This is a genomic window from Caldimonas tepidiphila, from assembly GCF_003569765.1.
In the GTDB taxonomy this organism is placed as follows: Bacteria; Pseudomonadota; Gammaproteobacteria; order Burkholderiales; family Burkholderiaceae_C; genus Caldimonas; species Caldimonas tepidiphila.
Genome location: NZ_QXMG01000120.1, coordinates 1 through 6,784 on the forward strand (window position 1 = coordinate 1; position 6,784 = coordinate 6,784).

Annotated in this window: 6 protein-coding genes and 4 pseudogenes; 4 read left to right on the plus strand and 6 right to left on the minus strand. The window is 67.5% G+C overall.

The window, feature by feature from the left end; translation table 11 throughout:
• Positions 1 to 89: 89 nt before the first annotated feature.
• Positions 90 to 472, plus strand: a pseudogene (locus tag D3A59_RS24340) (hypothetical protein).
• A gap of 121 nt (positions 473 to 593) precedes the next feature.
• Here D3A59_RS24340 and D3A59_RS24345 read toward each other — a convergent pair.
• The 5 genes and pseudogenes from D3A59_RS24345 to D3A59_RS24365 form a co-directional block, all read right to left on the minus strand.
• The gene (locus D3A59_RS24345; RefSeq protein ID WP_119157900.1) at positions 594 to 1,616 is read right to left on the minus strand and encodes a sulfate ABC transporter substrate-binding protein; all 1,023 of its coding nucleotides are present in this window, start codon (positions 1,614 to 1,616) and stop codon (positions 594 to 596) included.
• A 160-nt stretch (positions 1,617 to 1,776) separates the two neighbouring features.
• Complete coding sequence (locus D3A59_RS24350) at positions 1,777 to 2,367, minus strand: RBBP9/YdeN family alpha/beta hydrolase (RefSeq protein ID WP_119157901.1); 591 nt, start codon at positions 2,365 to 2,367, stop codon at positions 1,777 to 1,779.
• Positions 2,368 to 2,390: 23 nt separating this feature from the next.
• Positions 2,391 to 2,609 (minus strand): TOBE domain-containing protein, encoded by a 219-nt coding sequence (locus tag D3A59_RS24355; RefSeq protein WP_119157902.1) that lies wholly within the window; start codon positions 2,607 to 2,609, stop codon positions 2,391 to 2,393.
• A gap of 39 nt (positions 2,610 to 2,648) precedes the next feature.
• Positions 2,649 to 3,581, minus strand: coding sequence for a TauD/TfdA dioxygenase family protein (locus tag D3A59_RS24360; RefSeq protein ID WP_119157903.1), 933 nt, complete (start codon positions 3,579 to 3,581; stop codon positions 2,649 to 2,651).
• Positions 3,582 to 3,623: 42 nt separating this feature from the next.
• A pseudogene (locus D3A59_RS24365) lies at positions 3,624 to 4,073 on the minus strand (ATP-binding cassette domain-containing protein); the annotation flags it as partial.
• 48 nt (positions 4,074 to 4,121) lie between these two features.
• Here D3A59_RS24365 and D3A59_RS24370 point away from each other — a divergent pair.
• Positions 4,122 to 4,817 carry an IS6 family transposase gene (locus D3A59_RS24370; protein WP_419187280.1) on the plus strand — a complete coding sequence of 232 codons (696 nt, stop codon included), beginning with the start codon at positions 4,122 to 4,124 and terminating at the stop codon, positions 4,815 to 4,817.
• A 56-nt stretch (positions 4,818 to 4,873) separates the two neighbouring features.
• On the opposite strand, the pseudogene D3A59_RS24375 reads toward D3A59_RS24370, so the two are convergent.
• A pseudogene (locus D3A59_RS24375) lies at positions 4,874 to 5,029 on the minus strand (IS6 family transposase); the annotation flags it as partial.
• A 56-nt stretch (positions 5,030 to 5,085) separates the two neighbouring features.
• Between D3A59_RS24375 and D3A59_RS24380 the strand changes: the two are divergent.
• Both D3A59_RS24380 and D3A59_RS25710 read left to right on the plus strand, forming a co-directional pair.
• A pseudogene (locus tag D3A59_RS24380) lies at positions 5,086 to 5,250 on the plus strand (IS3 family transposase); the annotation flags it as partial.
• A gap of 401 nt (positions 5,251 to 5,651) precedes the next feature.
• Positions 5,652 to 6,784: methyl-accepting chemotaxis protein (locus D3A59_RS25710; protein WP_157991695.1), on the plus strand; the 1,133-nt coding region annotated here is incomplete at its 3' end.

Below are 6,784 nucleotides of genomic sequence, written 5' to 3' on the forward strand. Positions count from 1 at the left end.
GAGGCTGTCAAGCGCAGGGCCCCCAGCCCACCTGGGCTGCCATTTGTGCAACAGAGCCGATCAAGCGGCTGCACTACCCGCTGGAGGTGATGCTGACCTGCGTTCGCTGGTACGCATCCTACCCGCTGAGCCTGCGCCACATCGAGGAGATGATGCACGAGCGCGGCGTCCTGGTCGATCACGCCGCGGTCCACCGCTAGGCGCTGAAGATCCTGCCGGTACTCGCTGTGGCGTTTCGCCGGCGCAAGCGACCTATGGGCAAGAGCTGGCGCATGGATTCGAGCAGGACCACCATGCCATCAAGCGCATCGTGGGGCCGATGCTGGGGGGGGGGTGCAAGACCTACCGCTGTGCGCGCGACCTCCGCGCCGGCATCGAGACGGTGCACATGATTCGCAAGGGGCAGCTGAGCCGCCCTCAAGGGCAAGCTACGTCGTCCGCAGCAGCCCAGTTCTATTCACTGGCTTTCTGACCAGCGGACGCCTCAGCGGCTTCGCTGAGTTGCGCGCTCTTATCGCGACAAAGCTGCCTTGAATCAAGACCAAAGATGACAATCATGCCTCCCGGACGAAGGCAGGGGGCACTCATCGAGTTCAGCGCTTAGTGAAGACCTGGTCGAAAGTGCCACCATCCGAGAAGTGCGTCTTCTGCGCCTTTGCCCAGCCCCCGAAAGCCTCGTCGACCGTGAAAAGCCTGACCTTCGGGAACTGTGCCGCATACTTCGCCGCGACGGCTGGGTCAATCGGACGGTAGTAGTGCCTTGCGGCAATCTCCTGCCCTTGCGGCGAATACAGGTGTTCCAGATAGGCCTGGGCCACGGCGCGCGTGCCGCGCTTGTCCGCCACCTTGTCCACCAACGCCACCGGGGGCTCGGCCAAGATGCTCACTGAGGGTGCGACGATGTCGAAGCGTTCGGGGCCGAGCTCCTTGATCGCCAGCAGCGCCTCGTTCTCCCAGGCCAGCAGCACGTCGCCGAGGCGCCGCTCGACGAAGCTTGTCGTCGCGCCGCGCGCACCGGTGTCGAGCACCGGCACGTTGGCGAGCATCTTCGCAACGAACTCCTGCGCCTTCGCGTCCGAGCCGTACTTCTGCTTGGCGAAGCCCCAGGCGGCGAGGTAGTTCCAGCGCGCGCCGCCCGAGGTCTTCGGGTTAGGCGTGATGACCTGCACGCCCGGCTTTACGAGGTCGTCCCAGTCCTTGATGCCCTTGGGGTTGCCCTTGCGCACGAGAAAGACGATGGTCGAGGTGTAAGGCGCGCTGTTGTTCTTCAGCCGCTTCTGCCATTCGGCGGGCAGCAGCTTCGCCTTGGCGGCAATCTCGTCGATGTCGTAGGCGAGTGCCAGCGTGACGACGTCGGCCTCGAGCCCATCGATCACCGAGCGGGCCTGCTTGCCCGAGCCGCCGTGCGAGCTGCGGATCGACACAGTGCCGCCCGTCTTCGTCTTCCAGTGGGCGGCGAAGTCCTTGTTGAACTCCTGGTAGAGCTCGCGTGTGGGGTCGTAGGAGACGTTGAGGATCGTGAGATCCTGGGCGGCGGCCGAGAGCCCGGCGACGAGCAGCGCCGTGGCGGTCGTGATGCGCAGGAGATGGCTGAGGGGGCGGGCGGGCAGCGACATGGCGGGGTTCCTTCTTGTGTTCCAGGGAGACGGGAAGCGATAGAAGGATGGTAGGAAGCCGCTGCCCCACGAAAAACGAATAATTTCGCCGATCCTTATGCGTTTTCCGGTAAAGATGCGCGTCCCCTGCGAGCCACCGCGGCCGGGACGCCCGTCCCCGTCAGACCGCGTGGCGCAATTCCAGCGCGCCGGCACGCTGCAGCCGGCGCCGACGCTCGACGGCCTGGAGCTGGCGCTGCAGCAGCCGCGCGCCGCGCGGCCAGGGGCCGAAGCCGGAGTCACAGTTGATGTGGCCCGCTTCGCCGAGGTCGAACAGTTCGCTGCCCCAGCACCGTGCCCACGAGCGGGCCGAGTCGAAGGACATCCAAGGGTCGTTGCGGCTCGCAACGAGCTGCGATCGAAAAGGCAGCGCTGTCTGTGGCAGCAACGCCGCGCAGCCAAAGCGCGCGGGCTCGGCCGGCGCCACCAACAGCGCAGCGGCCACGCCCGGCGCGCCGGTGAGCACGGCGTGTCGTGCGAGGGCGATGCAGCCGAAGCTGTGCGCCACCGCGACCCAGGAGCCGCCGTGGCGCGCTATCGTCTCGCCGATGCGCGCGGCCCAGGCATCGGGCTCGGCGTGGTCCCAGTCGTCCTGCTCGACGCGCACCGCGCCGCGCAGTCGGCCCTGCAGCCAGCTCTGCCAGTGCCCGGCCCCGCTGCCGTGCAGGCCGGGGACGATCAGCACGCGGAGCGCGTCTACGTGGTAGGCCATGGTGGTCTCCCAAAGGGGCGGAGTCAGAGCGTGGCGATCGACACCTCGGTCGATTTCACCAGCGCGACTACGTCCTTGCCGACCTTCAGGCCCAGCTCCTTGACGGAGCGGGTCGTGATCACGGAGGTGACGACGAGGCCCGAGGGCGTCTCGACGTCGATCTCGCTGACCACTGGGCCCTCAATGATTTCCTTGACGCGTCCGCGGAACTGGTTGCGCACGTTGATCGCTGCGATGCTCATGGCTTGTCCTTTCGTAAAGATGTGGCGGGGCAAGGGTCTTTAGGCGAGCGCGGGTTCGAGCTGCACGCTGCGTTGGCCGTCGATGCCGGAAAGCGGCTCGCCGCCTACAGTGGCGCGGCGCACGATGCGGCGCTCGTCGCCGTAGTCGTTGATCGCGTAGTGCTGGGTGCTGTGGTTGTCCCAGATCGCCAGGTCGCCCTGCGCCCATTGCCAGCGCACCGTGTTCTCCGGCCGGTGCACATGGGCGTGCAGCACGTCGAGCAGGTGCCGCGCATCGTGGGTGCTGAAGCCGACCAAGCGCTTGACGAAGTGACCGAGCAGCAGCGCGCGCTCGCCGGTCTCAGGGTGCACGTGCACCACCGGGTGCTCGGCCTCGTGCCGCGTGGAGACGAACAGTTGGCGATGGCGCCGGCGGCCGTCGGCCTCGCGCTCGCTGCCGTCGTGGTGGCGGTGCGCCGCGTAGTCGTAGTCGTTGCCGTGCACCGCGCGCAGTTGCCCGGCAAGGCGTTTGAGCGGCTCGGGCAGGCCCTCGTAGGCCGCGACCGTGTTGGCCCAGACGGTATCGCCGCCGAGGGGCGGGATCAGCACCGCGCGCAGCACTGCGACCTTCGGCGGCGCGGCCCGGAAGGTCACGTCGGTGTGCCAGGAGTTGGCACGGCCGCCGTGCTGCGAGTCGAGCTCGAAGAAGTGCGTGCCCTCGGGGGCCGGCACGGTCGGGTGCGGCTCGAGTTCGCCCCACAGCCGGGCGAAGTCCTCGTGGCCGGCGTCGTCGAGGTGGTGCTGCCCGCGCAGGAACAGCACGCGGTGCTTTAGCAGCGCTTGGTGCAGCCGTGCGAAGACGGCCGGGGGCAGCGCGCCCGAGGCGCGCAGGCCGCGCACCTCGGCACCGATGCGACCGGCGAGCGGCACGAGCTCGAAACCGGTGGTGTCGGCCTTGTCTTCCTGGACGGGTTCTCGGAACACGGCAGTCATGGTTTTCCTCCTCTCTTTGCAGGATGTGTCGGGATGAAGGGTTCAGACAGCCCAGCGGAAGCCGGGCGGCAGCGCAGCGGAGGGCGCCTCAGGGAAGCGCACGCCGGGGTGCGTGTCCAGTTCGCCGCCGGCCGTGCGGCGCAGCACGCGCTGTAGCACCCGGTCCTCAATGGCGGCGAAGGCGGCGTGGGCGCGCGGGCGCGGTCGAGGCAGTGCCACGCGCTCGTCGAGCGCGATGCCGCCATCCTCGACCAGCACGACGCGGTCAGCGAGCGCCACCGCCTCCCCCACGTCGTGCGTGACCAGCAGCGCGGTGAAGCCGTGCAGCTGCCACAGTCGCTCTATCAGCGCGTGCATCTCGATGCGGGTGAGCGCGTCGAGCGCGCCGAGCGGCTCGTCGAGCAGCAGCAGGCGCGGGCGGTGCACTAGCGCCCGGGCGAGCGCGACGCGCTGGCGTTGCCCGCCCGAGAGCACTGCCGGCGGTTCTGTCGCGATAAGCCGGCGCTGGTAGTCTGAGGCCAGACTGATGACCGGACGAAGATGATGATTGAGGCGCTGCGCAAGGTGATCAAGCGGCTGCACTACCCGCTGGAGGTGATGCTGACCTGCGTTCGCTGGTACGCTGCCTACCCGTTGAGCCTGCGCCACATCGAGGAGATGATGCACGAGCGCGGCGTCCTGGTCGATCACGCCACAGTCCATCGCTGGTCGCTGAAGATACTGCCGGTGCTCGCAGCCGCGTTTCGCCGGCGCAAGCGTCCTGTGGGCAAGAGCTGGCGCATGGATGAGACCTATCTCAAGGTTGCCGGCCGCTGGCAGTATCTGTACCGCGCGGTCGACCGCCAGGGCCACACCGTGGACTTCCTGCTCACGGCCAAACGCGACTCGGCAGCAGCCCGCCGATTCCTGCAGCGTGCCATCGCGCTGCACGACGAGCCCGAGAAGATCACTATCGACAAGAGCGGTGCCAATACGGCGGCGATCACGAGCTACAACGCTGACCATGAGGCCGCCATCGAGTTGCGTCAGGCGAAGTACCTCAACAACATCGTCGAGCAGGACCACCGGGCGATCAAGCGCATCGTGCGACCGATGTTGGGGTTCAAGACCCATCGTTGCGCGCGTCGCCTCATTGCCGGCATCGAGACGATGCACATGATCCGTAAGGGGCAGCTGAACTGCCTCGAAGGGCAGGCCGCGTCCGCGGCAGCCCAGTTCTACTCCCTGGCGTTCTGATCTGCGGCCACCCCTGCGGCTTCGCTGGGTCGCACAGCCTTATCGCGACAGAACCCTGTGGCGTGATCGACCAGGACGCCGCGCTCGTGCATCATCTCCTCGATGTGGCGCAGGCTCAACGGGTAGGCAGCGTACCAGCGAACGCAGGTCAGCATCACCTCCAGCGGGTAGTGCAGCCGCTTGATCACCTTGCGCAGCGCCTCAATCATCATCTTCGTCCGGTCATCAGTCTGGCCTCAGACTACCAGCGCCGGCTTATCGCGACAGAACCAGCTTGAAGACCGAGCGCACTGCGCGCAAGGTCTACCGCTCGCGCGAGCAGGCCAGGTCAGACGTGTTCGACTATATCGAGCGGTTCTACAACCCGACGCGTCGGCACTCGACGCTCGGCTACGTCAGCCCGGTAGAGTTCGAGAAGGCTCGAAAAGCTTAGGTCGGTGTCCACTGAACCGGCAGCAGCCCACCGCGTCGTTGCGGTCGTTCTTGTTGGTCTTCACAAACGGGGCCATGTACTGCGGGCTGATGAATCGAACCTCGATGCCCTTGGCCTGCAGTCGCCGCGCCCAGGGTGGGCCGAACTGCATCCCTCCCTCACCACCAGCCGCGGGCTGAGCTTGTCGAGGGCCGCCAGCACGGACGGCCGGCTCACCTTGGAGCGATGCAGCACCAGGTCGCTGCGGCTTGCTCTGTGGAGTTGGAATACGCGCTTGGCGAGGTCAATGCCAAGACACAGAGCCCTTCAAGTTTCCAACTTGCTTGGTCGATATAGGCGGAAGTGGTCTCGGCAAACCGGGATCTTCGATAAGCACCCCTCCTGATTCCCGAGAGACCTCGATGAACCTAATCCCACTGATGCGAAATTTCACGATCCGCACGCGGATGATCGGGGCCATCGCTGTCGTGATGTTCCTGCTCGCGATCGTCGGCGGCGCCGGCCTGCTCGGCATGCACCGCATCGATTCGCTGAGCCAGCACTTCCTCGAGAACTCCGTCGCGGAGGCCGCGCGGCTGTCCGAGCTGCACGATGCGATGCACCGGCTGCGCCGCGCCGAGAAGGACATGATCATCGGCTACGAGGACTCGATGCAGGTCGCGCGCGGCCAGCAGCAGTGGGACGAGGCCTGGAAGCAGACCGGCGAATCGCTCGTCGCGTTGCAGCGGGCCGCGCCGGCGCAGGACCAACCGGCGCTCGAAGCGATCGGACGGCACCTTGAGGGCTACCGGTCGGTCTTCGCCGCCGTGGCCCGCCAGCTCGCCGCCAGCGGCTACGACAGCGCGACGGTGGCCGGGCGCGTGATGGGCAAGGGCGTGGCGGCCTACGACGAGGGCGAGCGGCAACTCAACGCGCTGAAGCAGGCGATCGCGACCGAGGCGGCCCGGGCCGCCGAGGCCGCGCAGCAGGCGCGCCGCCAGACGCTGCTGATGTTCGGCATCGCAGTGCTGATCGCGGTGGCAGTGGTGGTGCCGCTGACGCTGCTGAACCTGCGCAGCATCTGCCGCCCGCTCGAGCAGGCGCAGGCACTCGCGCGCTCGATCGCCGGCGGTGATCTGTCCAGCCGGGACCTGCATGTCGAGGGCCGCGACGAGACCGCGGACCTGCTGCGCGCGCTGCAGGAGATGCAGGGCTCGCTGCGCCACATCGTCGAGCAGGTGCACCAGTCCACCAGCAACCTCGGCACCGCGTCGACCGAGATCGCCAGCGGCAACCAGGACCTGTCCGGACGCACCGAGCAGGCGGCAGCCAGCCTGCAGCAGACCGCCAGCTCGATGGCCCAGCTCACCGACACGGTGCGGCAATCGGCGGACTCCGCCCGCCAGGCCAACCAGCTCGCCGGCTCCGCTGCGAGCCTCGCGGGCCGCGGCGGCGAGGTCGTCTCGCAGGTGGTGGCGACGATGGACGGCATTCATGCCGCCTCGCGCAAGATCGCCGACATCATCGGCGTGATCGACGGCATCGCCTTCCAGAC